Source organism: Paenibacillus sp. OAS669 (assembly GCF_014873645.1).
Taxonomy (GTDB): Bacteria; Bacillota; Bacilli; order Paenibacillales; family NBRC-103111; genus Paenibacillus_S; species Paenibacillus_S vulneris.
The window spans coordinates 1,006,947-1,023,346 of record NZ_JADBDR010000001.1 but is presented as its reverse complement, the minus strand read 5'-3'; the positions used below and the strand labels follow the sequence as shown (position 1 = coordinate 1,023,346).

Here is a 16,400-nt window from a genome sequence, read left to right as displayed (position 1 = left end):
TACCATGACTTTGCATAGAGAGTCCTCCGCCGGCGGCCTGCCGCAATTCCCCGATTCTTACTGGCTTCGCTCCATGAATGTTCCCCGCTTCCCGGAGCTAACTGAAAATATGCAAGCGGATGTCGCAGTCATCGGAGGGGGAATAACCGGAATCACAACCGCTTATTTGCTGGCCAAGCGGGGCATGAAGGTCGTCGTCCTGAACGCAGGCCGTATTCTCCAAGGGACCACAGGCTCGACCACCGCCAAAGTGACGGCCCAGCATGATCTGATCTATGACGAGTTCATCTCCCACTTCGGGCTGGAGAAGGCTCGCCTGTATTATGAAGCCAACCAAGAGGCTATCACGTTTGTGAAGGATACCGTCACCGAACTGAATATCGATTGCCAGTTCAGTGAAGAGGATGCTTACGTCTATACGAGCCAAGAGGATTACGTTCAGAAGATTGAGAATGAATACAAGGCTTATGAGAAGCTGGGGATTCCGGGAGAAATCGTCTCCTCCGCACCGCTTCCTTTTGCAACCAAGGCGGCCGTCATTATGAACCGTCAGGCCCGTTTCAATCCGGTTCCGTTTCTGGTCAAGCTGGCGGAGGAGATTATCCGGATGGGGGGACATCTATACGAGGAGACCACAGTGATCGAGTCGACCTTGGAGAAGCCCGCGGTTGTGAAGACGAAGCAGGGACCCCAAGTCTCCTGTCATTATGTAGTCAGCGCCACTCATTTTCCGTACCAGGATATGAAGGGATTTTATTTTGCCCGTCTCCACGCAGAGCGGTCTTACGTGCTTGCCGTACGCACCAAGAATCCGTACCCCGGAGGGATGTACCTCAGTGCGGAGAATCCGAAGCGGTCGCTAAGACCCCTGCTCATCGACGGCGAGCCTGCCGTTCTCATAGGCGGTGAAGGGCACAAGACCGGGCAAGGACAGTGCACCTTCCAGTACTATGAGAATCTTCAGAGGTTCGGCCAGCAATCGTTCGGAATCCGGGAGATTTTGTACCGGTGGTCCGCCCAGGATATTTATACTTTGGATAAAATGCCCTACATCGGGCTACAATGGCCTGATGTTCCCAACCATCTGATTGCTACCGGCTTCCGTAAATGGGGGATGACGAACAGCATTGCGTCCGCGATACTGAATACGAAGCTCATTACAGGCGAGAAGAGCCCTTATGAAGAAGTGTTCACTCCCCGTCGGTTTCATGCCGATCCGAGCCTGAAAACCTTCATATCTCAAAATGCTAACGTAGCGGTTAACCTGGCCGCGGGCAAGCTTGAGCTGGTACGAAGACATCCGGAGGAATTGGAGCCTGGGGAAGGGTCTGTCGTACAAGTGAATGGCAAAAGAGCCGGGGCTTACCGGGAAGCGAACGGGAAGCTGTATATCGTAGATACCACTTGCAAGCATATGGGGTGCGAGGTGGAATGGAATGATGCGGAGCGGACATGGGATTGTCCATGCCATGGGTCGCGTTATTCCTTCCGGGGCGATGTGATTGAAGGACCGGCGAAGGAAGATCTTCCCCGGCTGGATTAGCCGCAAAATAAAAGCGTATGAAACAAGGTGCCTGCGCGGATAGCAGACACCTTGTTGGCTTTACGGCTAGCCTTCCAATACGACCATCTGGTGGTATTCCAGTTTCGGTACCGTATAGCTGATGGTATCGCCGTCTGTTTCAAAAGGCAGCTCCTCCATTTGCGGAGCGAGATAAACCCTGCGAATCGGCTTGCCCAGCTTTAGCGAGACGGAGATATCATAGAGAGGGATCAAATCCTCGATCACTTCGACTCCCGAGCCGCGTTTTACCGGAGTCGCATAGAGCAGATGATTGACATAGCGCTGCTCGGCAGGCTGCTCCATCAGAGTGACGATTCCTTGTGCAGGAAGATTGGTTCGCAGCGTTCTATCCGGCAACAGCCGGTTTAAGGCGTACAGTACGCATTCCTTAAGGGCAAGGCTTCCTTTATCGGCGTAATCGGCGAACACGTTCCAGGCGAAATAGATGCCGTTCGCACTCTCGACCATCCCCGGACCGTTATCCTGAAGGGCGCTCGGCGTATGCTGATGGGAGCAGAAGGTGAACACATCCCGGTTAAAGTAAGGATTCTCCCGATGCCCCAGTACGGTTCCGGCCGTCAGACGGACCTGCTGCCCCTCGGAGTAGAAGACGAAGGCGGCGTTGTGCAGGCTGTTCAGCTCGAAGTGCGGCCGGAAGTAATCCGGCCGGTAAGGATTCACTTGCTCCCATTCAACCCCAAGATCGATGGCGAAGGAGTCACCGGTCTCACTCAAGCCTGAACGTCCCGTGGCGAACACCTTGCCGCCTTGCGCGAAGAAGTCGTTCAATTTGGCTTGCAGAGCCGGTGTAATTGTAATTTGATCGGGCAGTATGACGACTTTGTATCGCGTAAAGTCATGCTCCAGATCGATAACGTCGAACAAAAGCTTCCCTTCGAGAAGCATTCGCACCGCGCCTGCATCCGAGGTTCCCGTACGGTCGCCGCGCTTTTCTTCCTTTTGCGAGGCGGCGGCCTCATAGGAGAGCAAAGCCACGTCGGCTACACTTGCTGTGCCGGTGCACCATGCTTCCTTGCTCTCCACCTCTCGGTAGGCGGCACCGATCAGCTCATAGGTGGCCGGGTCCATGAAGCCCTCCGGATGGAGCTGATCCCCGATCGAGCAGCGCGCTCCGTTCGCTATGCTCAGAGCAGTCTCATACCGAAGCGCATTCGGGTGCTTGTAGCCGCCGAATTCCCCCCAAGTCGTATGAAACTTGCCTGTCATGCCAAGGTAATCCATACCGAGTCCCTGCGCGTACCTGGCGGAGAGCGGGAAGTGATCGTAGCCCCAGCCTCCGGTCGGCAGAGACTCCAGCTCCAGATGCGAGTTCATCCCGGCCAGATCCCGTCTTCCCCGCCGAATATGCCCTCCATTGTGAAAGACGGGCAGACCGGGCTTGATGCTGTCTATCGCTTCGCGAATCCGGGCGGTATAGCTGGCGTAGATCCGTTCCCCAAGTGCGAGGACAGCGTCCTTGTCACGGGGATCCTGGCCCTCGCTGCGAAGCGTGCGGACGCAGGAGTGGCAGTAGCATTGGCGCACCCCTACAATGTCCAGGAAGATGCCGTCGGCGTCATAGGTGCGAACGACTTCCTCCACCTGACGCACCAGAATGTCCAGGTAGGGCGTATTAAAGCAAAGCTGATGGTAGCCCGGCTTCATAAAGCCGTCTACCCAATTCGTGTTATCGTTAATGTCGCGGATCAGCCATTCGGGATGGCGGCGCGCCAGCTTCTCGTCCAGTCCTGCAGAGAGGTAGACCGGCGTTTTGACGTTGATCTCATGAGCCGCTTCAATCATGGCGCCGAGCAAGTCAAAGTCAAGTCCGGGGTGGGTTTCATTCGCCTCCGACGGATGATAGGCCCAGCCGTGATGGCATTTGGAGAACACCGTGATCGAATCGACCCGGCCCCTTTGGAGCATCTCCTGAAATTGCTGCTTGGAAAATTGCCTGCCGATATGGGGTATGGCTTCCGAAGTGTGAAAATCCAGATGAACCTGGCGAAAACGCATGGACACTGCACGCTCCTTTGAGATAAGTAGTAGCTTGTATGAGATAACCTGATAGCGATTACATGTCTTCACTATATAGGATAGCGCTGCCGCGGATATAGGTAGGTGCACGACCATTTATAGCACATTTTCGACCGAATCTGCTGATTGAATTTGGCGGCCCGGTGCACTACACTAAGAGCAAGAAGGACGTGAAGGCTTGCTGCCGGGAGGAAACCGATGGATATCTTACAGCTGCCCATACCTCCGCTGCCCCAGTTTTTAACGGCGGGATTTTCGATATGGAAGAAAGGCATGCAGCACTTCGAGCGGTCGTTTGAGGTGTATGACCTCATCATCGTTTGCAGCGGAACCTTGTATATGACCGAGGATGGGGTTCCCTACGACATTGAGGCTGGCCAAATGCTGCTGCTTGAGCCCGGAAGGACGCATTTCGGACATCGTCCCTGCACGGAGGAGACGGAGCTGTACTGGCTTCACTTCCGCCACCAACGGGGCGTGGCGCAGCTTCCGGAGAAGCATATCCCTTGGTCGACACTCGTCCGCAGGGGGACGGACAGCGATCTGACGCCGGCGGAGCAATACTTGTTCTTGCCTAAATACGGGCCGGTGGACCGAAAGCCGCTGATCCCCGTCCTGAATGAGATGCTCCGGCTGCGGGAAAGTCTGACGCAGGAGCATGCCGTAGACCTGCAGGTCGTATTAGGGAGGCTGCTCTCGGTAATCCAGGCGGGGGTTCGCGAGCAGCGCAGGTCGACCCGGTCCTATCTCATCTCGGAACAGGTCAAGGTTTATCTGGAGGAACGCGTCACGGAGCCGTTTCAGGCCGCCCGCATGGCGGAGGAGCTTCATTTTAACTTTGATTATGCGGCTCGCTGCTTAAAAAGGCATACCGGGCTTAGCCCTCTGCAATACCACCACGCGCTTAGAATGGAGGCGGCCAAACGGCTTCTGACCGGAAGTGCGCTGCCGGTTCCCGAGGTCGCCGCTCAGGTCGGCTTCAGCGACTACAATTATTTCATCAGGCTGTTCCGCAAGTCGGTGGGCATGACGCCGGGGCTGTATCGTCAATCAGCCAAGGGCTTTATCTAATGGCTTGGCTTCATCCAATAGCACAATTACGGTTGGCAAGGTGGAGCGGGCCTGTTAGCACAGGATTAGGATAGAAAACGGCTTAAAACTGGCCTCGATAGAGTAAGATTTAGGGAACAATTGGCATTATGCATCGGGATGGGTATAATAAACGTGGGATAAGGAACGGAAACTTTCGTTAATAGGGGGCGGCCGATTTGGAAATTCAAAAAATATCGTCGCGTAAAATATATGAAGTCATAGCGGATCAAATCAAGGAGCAGATTGTCAGCGGAGCCTTGACGCCGGGACAAAAGCTTCCGTCGGCCAAAGAGCTGTCCGAGCGCTTTCAGGTCGGAAGATCAACCGTGAGGGAAGCGCTCAGCGCGTTGAAGGCGATGGGGCTGGTCGAAATCCATCAGGGAGAGGGCAGCTATGTACGAAGCATTGAAGCACAGGATGTCGATCTTCCGGTATTCGATTCGCTGCTCATGAGCCGTGAGACGGTGATCGAATTAATCGAGGCGAGGAAGGCGCTCGAAATTTCCAATGCAGCCTTGGCTGCGGAGAAGCGGACGGACGAGGATATCGCCAAATTTGAGGCAGTGCTGCGCAATATGGAAGATTTCCTGGGCAATGAAGAGGAAGGGGAACGTTCCGATATGCTGTTCCATCTGACTTTGGCGCAGGCGACACATAATTCCATTATGGAACGTATGATCGACTCCATCTCGACTCAAATGCAGACGGCTATCCGGGAAACCAGAAGACTGCAAATGTATTCCAGCAAAACCGTCTCCAAGCAGCTGCTGAAGGAGCATAAGGCGATCTATCAGGCTATTCTTAACCGGGATCCGGCTGGAGCTCAGGAAGCGATGCGGCATCATTTATTTCATGTAGAGCAGGTGCTATTGAAATTTTTGAAAAAATAGGGCTGGCCACTTTTTCCTACATTTAAGGGAAGGCTTTTCTTGCCGCTATAATGCGGGCAGGGGAAGCTTTTTTTCATTTCCAAATAACAGGAATAGAAAGTACCAACGGAGGAATAATACGGCTAACTTGTCCTTATTTTCAAAACAATATGGAAGCTGTCGGTGGTTCGAATATGGATGCTAACCAGAAAGTGCTGAATCTGCACCAGCTTGTTACCCTTTTTATGCTTTCCTCCGGACTTATGGATCACGTCATTGTGATACCGTTCCTGCTCGGAATCGGAGGACGAAGCGCATGGATCTCCGTTTTCATCGCAGGCCTGCTTATAACCTGCTGGCTTCCGCTGCTTGTCTATGTGATGAAAAGCACTAGCATGGCTCCGATCTTTTCATGGGTGAGGCAGAAATACGGAGCGTTCCTTTCCTTGCTTTTGCGCGTTCCCGTTCTGATTTATGTCTTTGTGCTCGGGACGGTAACCATCGTAGATACGGTCGGCTGGGTGAAGAGCATGTTTCTTCCCGATACCCCGACGTGGTTTATTACCCTTCTCTTGATGGGCGCATGCATCTGGGCGGCTTATTCCGGCATACAGACGATTGCGAGATGCGGTATTTTTCTGCTGCCCCTCGTTGTCTTATTCGGCATGTTTGTGGGTACGGCGAATATCCCGCGCAAGCATTACAAGTATTTGCTCCCTCTATTGGAAAATGGGTGGGATCCCGTGCTGAAGTGCATTTTTGTCGTGGGCGGCGGGATGGTGGAGATCGCTCTGGTGCTTCTGCTGCAGCATCATATGAAGGAGAAAGTAAAATTTCGCCATCTGCTGTTCACCCTATGGGCACTTGTTGGATTAACAATAGGGCCGCTCCTCGGGGCGATTGCGGAGTTCGGGCCGGATGAGGCGGCGAAGCTGAGGTTCCCGGCCTATGAGGAGTGGCGGCTGGTAAGGATCGGTCATTATGTGGAGCATGTTGACTTTTTATCGATCTTTCAATGGCTTTCCGGCGCATTTGTCCGGCTGTCGATGTCGATCCTTCTCGTTAAGGAATCGCTGATCGGCCATAAGGCGAAAAAAACAGCCTCTCTCGTTACGGTCGTCATCATTGCGGCTCTTATGACCGTATTTGTGCTGATTCCACATTCAGATAAGGAGTTCGTAAGGCTGTTGAATCAATGGTACTTTATCGGAGCGATTACGATCATCTTGTTCGTCAGTCTGGGTGTTGCGCTGCTTGCATGGATGAAAAGGACGGAAAGGAGCGGGTCTACGTGACGGAAGGGAATGTGCTGGATAGACTGAGCCTCGCGTTTCGCGACTGCGAAGATATATGTACCGAGAAGCTGGGCTTATCGGAATCGAAGGCGGTAATGCTTTATCAGCCGAATCTCGTGGATACGACCCGTTTGCGTGAATACTTCACTCCGGAGCTGACTCGTTCTTTGTCCGGCGAAGGCAGGGAGCTGGACAAGCTGATGAACGAAACAGGCGCAGCGCTGCTTCAGGAAGCTCAAATGAAGCTTGCGGACTATGCTTCGCTTATTTTCAGCGGCCAGCTGTTCTTGTATTTGGAACGCAGGGGGGAGCTGTACAGCGTGAACCTGGCTAGTGTCCCCCGGAGGGATCCGGAGGAATCTGCTCTCGAGCCCTCCATACGCGGAGCGCGGGACGGGTTTGTCGAGGAGCTGGACACGAATATCGCTTTAATCCGGAAGCGGCTTGCCACCACCGATTTAAGCGTAAAATATTACTATTCCCACGGCACGACTCGCACACGCGTGGCTTTGCTTTATTTTAAAGGCCGCGTGCCGGAGGTTTCCCTTTCTATTATTCAACAGCGTCTGGAGAATCTGGCACAAACGGTTCTTGTCGGGGGGAATGCCAGGCTGGAGGATGCGGTCACAGGCAATCGCTATACGGTTCTTCCGTTGACTAATTTCACAGGGAAGCCGGATTATGCAGCCGAACGGCTGATGCGGGGCAAATTTCTCGTGTTTATGGAAGGTACGCCTACGGCTATGATAGCGCCAGTCTCCCTGACGGAGCTGTTTATCAGCTCGGAGGATTCCTACTTTAATTATCATGTGGCTATCGCCAATCGGATGCTGCGGATCATCGCGGCTTTTATCGCCGTCTTTTCCCCTGGGGTCTTTATCTCATTGCTGATGTACAACCAGGATCAAATTCCGTTCCAGCTGCTTGCTACCATAGGAATTTCGCGTCTGGGGCTGCCTATTTCCGCTTTTGTTGAAATGCTGCTCAGCCTGTTCCTGCTCGATTTGCTGAGGGAGGCGGGAGCCCGCCTGCCGAGAGCGACCGGCTCGACGATTACGGTCGTAGGCGGGATTATTATCGGGGATGCGGCTTTGAGGGCAGGCATATTGTCTCCGAGTATGACGTTTCTCGCTGCGGTGGCTATTGTGTCCGGGTCTACCCTCGTGAACTTGAATTTGCAGAGCACGACGAGGATCATGCGGCTGTTCGTCCTGATTTTGTCTGCGCTATGCGGTATTTACGGCACCATCATCGCCTTGTTCTATATGCTGGTATACGCCATTAATACGCAATCGTTCGGTGTGCCTTATTTCAGCTATGAAAAATACGGAAGAAAAGAAAGCCTGCTGAAATTCATCCGCTTACCGTTCCGGAAAAACAGCTTGGACATCGTCGGCGAAACCTCCGGCTCGAAAGGGGAGGAAGGCTCTTGAAGCGCACTGGCTTCAAACGGCTCCGTCAATGCTTGCTGATCTCCATCACCTTTCTCCTGCTCACAGGATGCTGGGATGCGGAAGAGGTGCAGAGGTTGAATTATATCGTAGGGTTGGGCGTCGATTATGAGGACGATAAATTTGTCGTGTATGGACAAATGATCAACTTCTCTTCCATTGCGAAGCAGGAGCAGCAGAACGATTCGGTTCGAAACTGGGTTGGGAGGGGGAAGGGCGAGACCGTACTTGCCGCCATAAGCGATCTGATCGCGTCAGGCCAGGGAACGATGTTTCTCGGGCATGTCAATTACCTGATACTGACGGAAAACGTGCTGAAGGAGCAAATGCTGAAGAAGGTATTCGATTTCACCAACCGCAATAAGGAGACCAGGTATACCAAATGGTTTTACGGCACCAAGGAGAAAATGTACGATCTTCTCTCCGCCAAGTCGTTTTTTGACCGAAGCACGCTCGACAGCATCCTGGGTAATCCCGAACAAAACTATGCGCAGCTGTCGAACTTAAAGCCTTATTACGTCAATGAAATCGTAGCTGGCATGCTGGAGCCTTCCTCGACGGTCATCATACCTTCCGTGGAGTTAACCGAGAAAACGTGGATGGAACAAAATAAGCCGATGGGCATCCTGAAAAAGTCGGGAGGGTTTATTTTTAACGGAACCCGGTACGTGGGTTGGATGAAAATGAGCGACATTATGCTCGGCCGCTGGATGCAGTCAGCTTATGAAGCGTCCCCGCTGACGGTCCAGTCGGAACAGCATACGACTATTGCTACACTGGAGGTAAAGGATGCGAGGCATAAGATCGAGATTCTCGATCGAGGCAAAGGCATCCCTCGTTTCAAGGCGAAGCTGAAGGTCAAAGGAACTCTGATGGAGCTGGCGGAGGAGAAGCCGTTGGAGGAAATCCAGCATCTGGCCGAACAGACAATCCGCAGGGAGCTGATGGAATATTACAAAAAAGGGCTCGCCCTGCATGCGGATGTGATGCATCTTGGTCAACTGTATTATAAGCGTCACCCGGACAAGTGGCGGTCGATTCAGGTGGACGGCCAATTTCCTTTGAATGAGAATACGCTGGAGGAAGTGGAGGTCCATCTGATTATCAATCATGCGCAAAAATATAAGTCTCCTCAGGTTAGCGGTTCTTACAAAGACTAGAGAACCGTCGGCATTTGGCTGGTAAAATACGCTGATAAGTACGGTGCAGTATAAGCTGCCGATCCCGGATAAGAGAGGCCGAAGGAAAGCAAGGCCTATTGGGGGGAGGCGGCTTTTTTGACATGATTTATAGAAGGGCTTTGGGCAGCATAGCCTGCTTTGGAAGTCTGGTTGGAGGGGGATGCTCCACCGGAGGTAGTTGGTTGATCCTTCCAGCTTTGTAGTTTTCATCAGACCCGCCCCCTTGTTGGGTTATGTTGAGGACGGTATGAATGATGAACCGGCGGCTGTACTATAAATAAGGCTTTTCAAAATCGAACTTATCTGATAACCTGATAACATAAGAGTGAAACTACAAATTATAGCTAAAGGAAGGGTACCCCATGCGTGTCTCTTTATTCATTACTTGCCTGGCGGATCAGTTGTATCCGGAGGTTGGAGAAAGCGTTGTCCGTTTGCTGCACCGTTACGGCTGTGAGGTGGACTTCCCGCAAGCTCAAGTGTGCTGCGGACAGCCTGCCTTCAACAGCGGCTATCAGGATGAAGCGCGGGAAGTGGCTCGCGGCTTGATCCGGGCCTTCGAGCACAGCGATTATGTTGTATCCCCGTCCGGCTCCTGTACCGGGATGGTTCATCACTACTATCCGCAGCTGTTCGAGAATGAGCCCGAATGGAAGAAGAAAGCGGAAGATTTGATCGGTAAAATGTACGAGTTTTCGCAGTTCCTTGTGAATGTGCTCGGCGTGACCGATTTGGGAGCCGTATTCAACGAGAAGGTCACATACCATGCCTCCTGTCATGCGACGCGATTCCTGGGTGTGAAGGAAGAGCCGGGTAAGCTGATGGCGGAAGTGAAGGGCCTAGAGCTGATCGAGCTTCCGAGAAAAGAAGACTGCTGCGGCTTCGGCGGTACCTTTGCCGTGAAGATGGCGGATATGTCGGAGGCGATGGTCTGTGAAAAAGCGGGCCATGTGTGCTCTACAGGGGCCAGTGTGCTGGTTGGTTCGGATATGGGCTGTCTGATGAATATCGGAGGCCGTTTGAATAAAGACAACAAGCCGATTCGCGTAATGCATATTGCGCAGCTGCTGGAGGAAGGAGTGAAGAACGGTGAGTCAGGTCGATGAGAAGCAATTGATCGGGACGGGATTGAAAAAGAGAACAGAGGAAGCGCTTGCCGACGAATTCCTTCGCAAAGCGGTTGCATTCACTACCGATAAGCTGAAGACCGCCAAGCTGAAGGCGATGGACGACTTCGGACATTGGGAGGAGTGGCGCGAACGCGGCAAGCAGATCCGGAAGCATGTCGTGGAGAACCTGGATTATTATTTAACCCAGTTCACGGACAATGTCACCAAAGCGGGCGGACATGTCTATTTCTGCCAGACGGCGGATGAAGCGGTCAAGGTGTTCATGAAGCTTGCCGAGGAGCGCAAGGCGAAGCTGGTTGCCAAAGGGAAATCGATGGTATCGGAAGAAATCCATCTGAATCATCATCTGGAGGAGCGCGGCATCGAGGCGATCGAGACCGACTTGGGCGAGTATATTCTGCAGCTGGCCAAGGAAACGCCTTCCCATTTGATCATCCCTGCGATTCATAAGAACAAGCAGCAGATCGCCGATCTGTTCAATAACGAGTCGGGCGAGCAGTTTCCGCCGGAGACGAAGGTGCTTGCGAACTACGCCAGGCAGCGGCTTCGCAACTACTTCCTTGAGGCGGATATCGGCTTGACGGGCTGTAACTTCGGCGTTGCCGAGTCCGGCTCGATCACGCTCGTCTCCAATGAAGGGAACGGGCGGATGGTCAGCACGATTCCTAAATCCCATGTCGTCATTATGGGAATGGAGCGGCTCGTGCCGACCTATGACGACCTGGAGGTCGTCCTGAACCTGCTCGCGCGCAGCGCAACGGGCCAGAAGCTGACGACGTATACGTCGATGATTACCGGCCCGCGCCGCGAAGGAGAGCTCGACGGACCGGAGGAGCTCCATCTCATCGTCCTGGACAACGGACGCTCGGCGCAGCTCGGCGATCCGGTGTTCCAGGAGGTGCTGCACTGCATCCGCTGTGCAGCCTGTTTGAACGCGTGCCCCGTGTACCGTCACGTGGGCGGGCACACCTACGGCAGCGTATACAGCGGCCCTATCGGGGCCGTATTGACGCCGCTGCTGCAGCAGGACATGAAGGAAGCGGGCCAGCTGGCCTACGCTTCCAGTCTGTGCGGGGCATGCTACGAGGCATGCCCGGTCAAGATCCCGCTGCACGATATGCTCGTGCAGCTGCGCGCCCGCAAGGTCAAGATGGGGCTGACCCCGCTTGCCGAGCGCGCCGCGTTCAAGTCGTTCCAGACGGCGTTCGGGAACGTGACCTTGTACAAAATGGCGACCAAATCCGCCTATTATCTGCAGAAGCCGTTCATCAGCAAAGGCTTCATCAAGAAAGGCCCGGGACCGATGTCCGGCTGGACACAGTCGCGCTTCTTCCCGATGAAGCCGAAGCAGTCGTTCCGCGACCGGTGGGAGGCGCTGCAGCAGGAGCTGAAGAACGCTCCGGTCGTCGCGGAAGCTCCTAAAGCTCCGGTGAATAAGGGAGGTAAGCCTCATGAGCGTTAAGCCAGGACAAATGCACGGGCGGGATGCCTTCATCGCGAATATTTCGTCGCGATTAGGACGCAAAGCGCCGCCAAGTACTCCTCCAGAGCGGCCGTTCCGCGGCGCTCCGGAGTTCTATAAAGAGATCGAACGTACGACCGATGAGAAGATTGAGCTTTTCATTCAGAACTGGACGGCCTTAACCGGCAAGGTGCTGGTTGTTGAGGAAGCGGAGGCCAAGACCGCCATAGGCGCATGGCTTAAGGAAATTGCGGCCGAGCTGAACGTTACGCATGTTTCCCGCTGGGAGCATGAGGGCCTGATCGCGCTCGGTCTGGATGAAGCTTTGGCGGAAGCCGGAGTAACCGTCGTTCCTTGGAAGGAGATCGAGTCCGCCGGGAAGGAATCGGCGAGCGAGGCAGAAGCCAGCTCCAACTGGGCGAAGCGCAGCGAGCTGCTGAAGCGCACGGAGCGCTGCCAGCTCGGCATGATATGGCCTGATTATGCCATTGCCAATACCAGTACGCTGGCTCTGCAATGCTCGCCGCAGCGGGGCCGCTCCGTCAGCCTGCTGACGGATATCCTGTTCGCGGTATTCCGCGCGGATCAGCTGGTTACCCGTATGGGCGAAGCGTTTAGCGGCATTACGGCAGGCAAGGCTAATGGAAGCGACTATGCTTCCTCGCTGAATTTGATTACAGGGCCGAGCCGAAGCGCCGACATTGAGAACGACCTTACGATCGGGATTCACGGACCTGGCAAGGTATACGCGGTCATTATCAAGTAAACATACAGATCATCTCGTCAGGGGATGAGCTATCGAAGGATTGAGCAGTGCTAGGGGCTGCTCAATCCTTTTTTTTCATATTTCGGGATCTTCTCCAAAGTGGTTTCTCATCAACTTGAAGCCGCCCTTCTCCAGGCTGTTTCTAACACCAGTTTGCTCCAGTGAACCCGAAGCCTCAACACAAGCTCCTATAGGCTTGGAGCGGGTTTTCGCTTTGTTATGGAGGGGGCAAAAATCCGTTGACATATCGTACTCCCCGTTGTACGATGAAATTGTCAAATATACAAAACCTTGGTTTTGTATATTAAACCAAATGAAACAAGCACTATTTTGAAAAAGCAGTAGTCGCTTGTGAAGTGTAAGCTTGCAGGAGGACGCATGGAAAAGAAATATTGGGTACCTGCTCTAGAGAAAGCCGATGTTGTCCTTCAGGCGATATCCCTACAGCCTTCCAAGCTGAAGCTGATCGATTTGTCCAGACAGCTTGGCATTAATAAAAGCTCCATGTTCTCGCTGCTGAATACGATGGAGGCGCTGGAATGGGTTGTCCGAGAGCCGGAAGCGACCTATTCGCTGGGCTCTAAGCTAGGCTTTATCGGAAACATTTATTTTAAACAATTCAGCCTGATCGATCGGTTCCGCAAGGAGGCATCGGTTACCAAACATACGATTCAGGAAACGATCCAGCTCGCAAGGCTGGAGCAGAGCGACGTGCTGTATCTGGCCAAGGAGGAAATGCCGTCTCCCGTGAGACTGGCTTCCGAGCCGGGAATGAAGCTGCCTGCGCACGCTACGGCATTGGGCAAGGTTATGCTTGCCCATCTGGAGCCTGCCGCCGTCGAGACGCTGTATCCCGCAGAGGAGCTGCAGCAAGGGTTGACTCCGCATACGATCAAATCGCGGTCCGATCTGCTGAAGCAGCTGGAGCAAATCCGGGGAGAAGGCTACGCCAGCGATCTTCAGGAAGCCGTCATGGGCTTTTGCTGTGTCGCCGCGCCGGTGCGCGATGCTCAGGGGAGTGTCATTGCGGCTATAAGCTGCTCCATGTTCCAGCATGAATGGGAGCAGAAGCGGGAGCTGGCAAGGCGGGAAATTTGCGCTTTGGCTGACCGGCTGTCCCAGGGGACATGCAATTAACCAAACATTTGGAAGGATGTGCCGAAGATGAGATTGGAAAACAAAATTACGCTGATCACCGGTTCCGGATCGGGTATCGGTCAAAGCTCTGCGCTCTTGTTTGCAAAAGAAGGCGCTATCGTTATCGTGAACGATCTGGTGGAGGAAAAAGGCCTGGAGACCGTTGACATGATCACGAAAGCCGGCGGCAAGGCAGTGTTCATTCAAGCGGACGTAACGAATCCGGAGTCTGTGAAGGCCATGGTCGATCAAGCTATCGCTCAGTTTGGGCGCATTGACGTATTGTTTAACAACGCGGGCGTCAGCGGTGTAGGGGCGATCCATGAGGTGGAGCCGGAAGCGTGGGACCGCGTCATCAACATCAACATTCGCGGTGTATTCCTGCCTTGTAAATATGTGCTCCCTCACATGATGGAGGCGCGCAGCGGGTCTATTATTAACATGTCTTCCTGCATTGCCGAAATCGGTCTGGCCCGCCGTGCTTCGTATTCGGCTACCAAGGGCGCGGTGCTTGCTTTGACGAAATCCATGCAAGTGGACTACGCTCCGTACCAAATCCGCTGCAACGCGCTGCTTCCGGGCACGATTCTGACTCCTTTCGTTGAGGATTATTTGAAAAAATCATACGACAACGAAGAAGAAGCCTACGCGTCCCTCAAAACCCGTCAATTAAGCGGCGACCTGGGCAGACCGGAGGATGTAGCCAAGGCGGCCCTGTTCCTTGCTTCCGACGAATCCAAATTCATGATGGGCTCACCGCTCTATATTGACGGCGGTGTTGTTTTCGGCAAGAACGCTTAAATTTATAAATTATTAGCACTCATAACCATATTATTTTTTGGAGGTATATCTGATGAAGCTTCTTACTTTTATCGAAAATGGCCAGCAAAAGCTTGGCGTCAAAACGGAGCAAGGAGTCGTACATATTTCCGCTGCTCTGCAGGCGGTTCCGGCGGCCCCTGGTCAATCCGTACCGCAAAACGTGCATGGAGTCATTAACGGGGGAGCGCCTGCCGTTGCTTCCTTGCAAGCTTATGTCGATCAAGCGTTATCCGCTGCTGCTGCGGGCGGCACTGCCGGATATATTTTGAATGAATCTGATCTGAAGCTGGGTCCTTGCGTTACGCATCCCAACAAAATCATCTGCGTCGGGTTGAACTACCGCAAGCATGCGGAAGAGACGAACGCACCGATTCCGCAATATCCGATCCTGTTCAATAAATTCAACAACACCTTGACCGGCCATGGCGCCGATGTGCCTCTTCCGGTGAAAGTAACCGACCAAGTGGACTACGAGGCGGAGCTTGTGATCGTTATCGGTAAAGAAGCTAAGTACGTATCCAAGGAAAACGCACTGGACCATGTATTCGGTTATTGCAACGTGAACGATTTATCCGCACGCGACTTGCAAATGCGCACACAACAATGGCTGCTCGGCAAAAGCTGCGACGGCTTCAGCCCGTTGGGACCATACCTCGTAACGGCAGACGAAGTGGGCAATCCGAACGACTTGTCCATTCGCTGCATCGTGAACGGCGAAGTGCGTCAAAACTCGAACACTTCCGATATGATCTTCTACTGTGACGAGATCGTAAGCTACATCTCCCAACATATGACTCTGGTTCCAGGCGACATTATTTTGACAGGAACCCCGGAAGGCGTTGTGCTTGGATTACCTGAGGACAAACGCGTTTACTTAAAAGACGGCGATGTAGTTACGATCGAGATCGAAAAGCTGGGCTCGTTGACGAACAAAATGGTAGCCGAGCGAGTTTAATAAAGTTAGAGGTGAAGCTTTCCTAGAAAGCTCAGCTAATGCTTACGAAGATAGCTTTTCTACGAAAAGCTCAGTAACGCTTACGAAGAAAGTTTTCCTTCGGAAAACTCAGCTAATGCTTACGAAGAAAGTTTTCCTTCGGAAAGCTCAGCTAATGCTTACGAAGATAGCTTTTCTACGAAAAGCTCAGTAACGCTTACGAAGATAGCTTTCCTTTGGAAAGCTCGGAGGAGGTTAAACAATGGCAGGACATCAAATAGAAGCAGGCGCCGACGCTCTGGTCATGGACGCCAAGGATCACGTAGCAACGGCGATCAAGGACCTGGAAAAAGGGCAAAAGATTAGTTACCGCGTACAGGAACAAGTTCGCGAGGTCGTTTTGTTGGATGCGGTGCCTTTCGGTCACAAAATTGCTATCGAAGACATAGCCCAAGGTACTGATATTCGCAAATACGGCGAAGTAATCGGACGTACTACGGCGGATATCAAAGCAGGCCAGCATGTGCACGTTCACAATGTGGAAGGCATTCGCGGTCGCGGAGACCAAGCCGCAAAAGCTTAATTACTAAAATCAGCAATGCTTACGAAGATAGTTTTGCTCCGCAAAACTCAGCTTATGCTTACGAAGATAGTTTTTCT

Annotated in this window: 14 protein-coding genes; 13 read left to right on the top strand and 1 reads right to left on the bottom strand. The window is 53.1% G+C overall.

The window, feature by feature from the left end; genetic code table 11:
• Nucleotides 1–4 precede the first annotated feature (4 nt).
• Nucleotides 5–1,543, top strand: coding sequence for an FAD-dependent oxidoreductase (locus GGC63_RS04095; RefSeq protein WP_192701185.1), 1,539 nt, complete (start codon nucleotides 5–7; stop codon nucleotides 1,541–1,543).
• 66 nt (nucleotides 1,544–1,609) lie between these two features.
• Here the strand turns inward: GGC63_RS04095 and GGC63_RS04090 are convergent, their stop codons facing one another.
• Nucleotides 1,610–3,580, bottom strand: coding sequence for a beta-galactosidase trimerization domain-containing protein (locus GGC63_RS04090; RefSeq protein WP_192701425.1), 1,971 nt, complete (start codon nucleotides 3,578–3,580; stop codon nucleotides 1,610–1,612).
• A gap of 219 nt (nucleotides 3,581–3,799) precedes the next feature.
• On the opposite strand from GGC63_RS04090, the gene GGC63_RS04085 reads away from it, so the two are divergent.
• The 12 genes from GGC63_RS04085 (at nucleotide 3,800) to GGC63_RS04030 (ending at nucleotide 16,323) form a co-directional block, all read left to right on the top strand.
• The gene (locus GGC63_RS04085; protein ID WP_192701184.1) at nucleotides 3,800–4,672 is read left to right on the top strand and encodes a helix-turn-helix transcriptional regulator; all 873 of its coding nucleotides are present in this window, start codon (nucleotides 3,800–3,802) and stop codon (nucleotides 4,670–4,672) included.
• 197 nt (nucleotides 4,673–4,869) lie between these two features.
• Nucleotides 4,870–5,583: a FadR/GntR family transcriptional regulator gene (locus GGC63_RS04080; protein ID WP_079908329.1), complete on the top strand. Its 714-nt coding sequence runs from the start codon at nucleotides 4,870–4,872 to the stop codon at nucleotides 5,581–5,583.
• Nucleotides 5,584–5,756: 173 nt separating this feature from the next.
• Complete coding sequence (locus GGC63_RS04075; protein WP_192701183.1) at nucleotides 5,757–6,857, top strand: GerAB/ArcD/ProY family transporter; 1,101 nt, start codon at nucleotides 5,757–5,759, stop codon at nucleotides 6,855–6,857.
• On the top strand, nucleotides 6,854–8,290 hold the full coding sequence (locus GGC63_RS04070; protein ID WP_192701182.1) for a spore germination protein: 1,437 nt from the start codon (nucleotides 6,854–6,856) through the stop codon (nucleotides 8,288–8,290). Before GGC63_RS04075 ends, GGC63_RS04070 begins: the two co-directional genes overlap by 4 nt.
• Nucleotides 8,287–9,468 (top strand): Ger(x)C family spore germination protein, encoded by a 1,182-nt coding sequence (locus tag GGC63_RS04065; protein ID WP_192701181.1) that lies wholly within the window; start codon nucleotides 8,287–8,289, stop codon nucleotides 9,466–9,468. Before GGC63_RS04070 ends, GGC63_RS04065 begins: the two co-directional genes overlap by 4 nt.
• 383 nt (nucleotides 9,469–9,851) lie before the next feature.
• Complete coding sequence (locus GGC63_RS04060; protein WP_079908333.1) at nucleotides 9,852–10,595, top strand: (Fe-S)-binding protein; 744 nt, start codon at nucleotides 9,852–9,854, stop codon at nucleotides 10,593–10,595.
• The gene (locus GGC63_RS04055; protein WP_318780975.1) at nucleotides 10,579–12,081 is read left to right on the top strand and encodes a LutB/LldF family L-lactate oxidation iron-sulfur protein; all 1,503 of its coding nucleotides are present in this window, start codon (nucleotides 10,579–10,581) and stop codon (nucleotides 12,079–12,081) included. Before GGC63_RS04060 ends, GGC63_RS04055 begins: the two co-directional genes overlap by 17 nt.
• A complete protein-coding gene (locus GGC63_RS04050) occupies nucleotides 12,071–12,847 on the top strand; it encodes a LutC/YkgG family protein (protein WP_192701180.1) in 777 nt (258 codons plus the stop codon). Before GGC63_RS04055 ends, GGC63_RS04050 begins: the two co-directional genes overlap by 11 nt.
• Before the next feature lie 378 nt (nucleotides 12,848–13,225).
• Nucleotides 13,226–13,984, top strand: a complete 759-nt coding sequence (locus GGC63_RS04045; protein ID WP_079908336.1) for an IclR family transcriptional regulator — start codon at nucleotides 13,226–13,228, stop codon at nucleotides 13,982–13,984.
• A gap of 27 nt (nucleotides 13,985–14,011) precedes the next feature.
• Entirely contained in the window at nucleotides 14,012–14,785 is a 774-nt protein-coding gene (locus tag GGC63_RS04040) for an SDR family NAD(P)-dependent oxidoreductase (RefSeq protein WP_192701179.1), read from the top strand.
• A gap of 52 nt (nucleotides 14,786–14,837) precedes the next feature.
• Nucleotides 14,838–15,761 carry a fumarylacetoacetate hydrolase family protein gene (locus GGC63_RS04035; RefSeq protein ID WP_192701178.1) on the top strand — a complete coding sequence of 308 codons (924 nt, stop codon included), beginning with the start codon at nucleotides 14,838–14,840 and terminating at the stop codon, nucleotides 15,759–15,761.
• 241 nt (nucleotides 15,762–16,002) lie between these two features.
• Nucleotides 16,003–16,323: a UxaA family hydrolase gene (locus GGC63_RS04030; RefSeq protein ID WP_192701177.1), complete on the top strand. Its 321-nt coding sequence runs from the start codon at nucleotides 16,003–16,005 to the stop codon at nucleotides 16,321–16,323.
• The last annotated feature ends 77 nt before the right edge of the window (nucleotides 16,324–16,400 follow it).

Coding starts and splice junctions, on each gene's coding strand:
- GGC63_RS04045 (WP_079908336.1), top strand. CDS start 13,226: ATGGAAAAGAAATATTGGGTACCTGCTCTAGAGAAAGCCGATGTTGTC.
- GGC63_RS04050 (WP_192701180.1), top strand. CDS start 12,071: ATGAGCGTTAAGCCAGGACAAATGCACGGGCGGGATGCCTTCATCGCG.
- GGC63_RS04030 (WP_192701177.1), top strand. CDS start 16,003: ATGGCAGGACATCAAATAGAAGCAGGCGCCGACGCTCTGGTCATGGAC.
- GGC63_RS04035 (WP_192701178.1), top strand. CDS start 14,838: ATGAAGCTTCTTACTTTTATCGAAAATGGCCAGCAAAAGCTTGGCGTC.
- GGC63_RS04040 (WP_192701179.1), top strand. CDS start 14,012: ATGAGATTGGAAAACAAAATTACGCTGATCACCGGTTCCGGATCGGGT.
- GGC63_RS04090 (WP_192701425.1), bottom strand. CDS start 3,580: ATGCGTTTTCGCCAGGTTCATCTGGATTTTCACACTTCGGAAGCCATA.
- GGC63_RS04060 (WP_079908333.1), top strand. CDS start 9,852: ATGCGTGTCTCTTTATTCATTACTTGCCTGGCGGATCAGTTGTATCCG.
- GGC63_RS04095 (WP_192701185.1), top strand. CDS start 5: ATGACTTTGCATAGAGAGTCCTCCGCCGGCGGCCTGCCGCAATTCCCC.
- GGC63_RS04085 (WP_192701184.1), top strand. CDS start 3,800: ATGGATATCTTACAGCTGCCCATACCTCCGCTGCCCCAGTTTTTAACG.
- GGC63_RS04075 (WP_192701183.1), top strand. CDS start 5,757: ATGGATGCTAACCAGAAAGTGCTGAATCTGCACCAGCTTGTTACCCTT.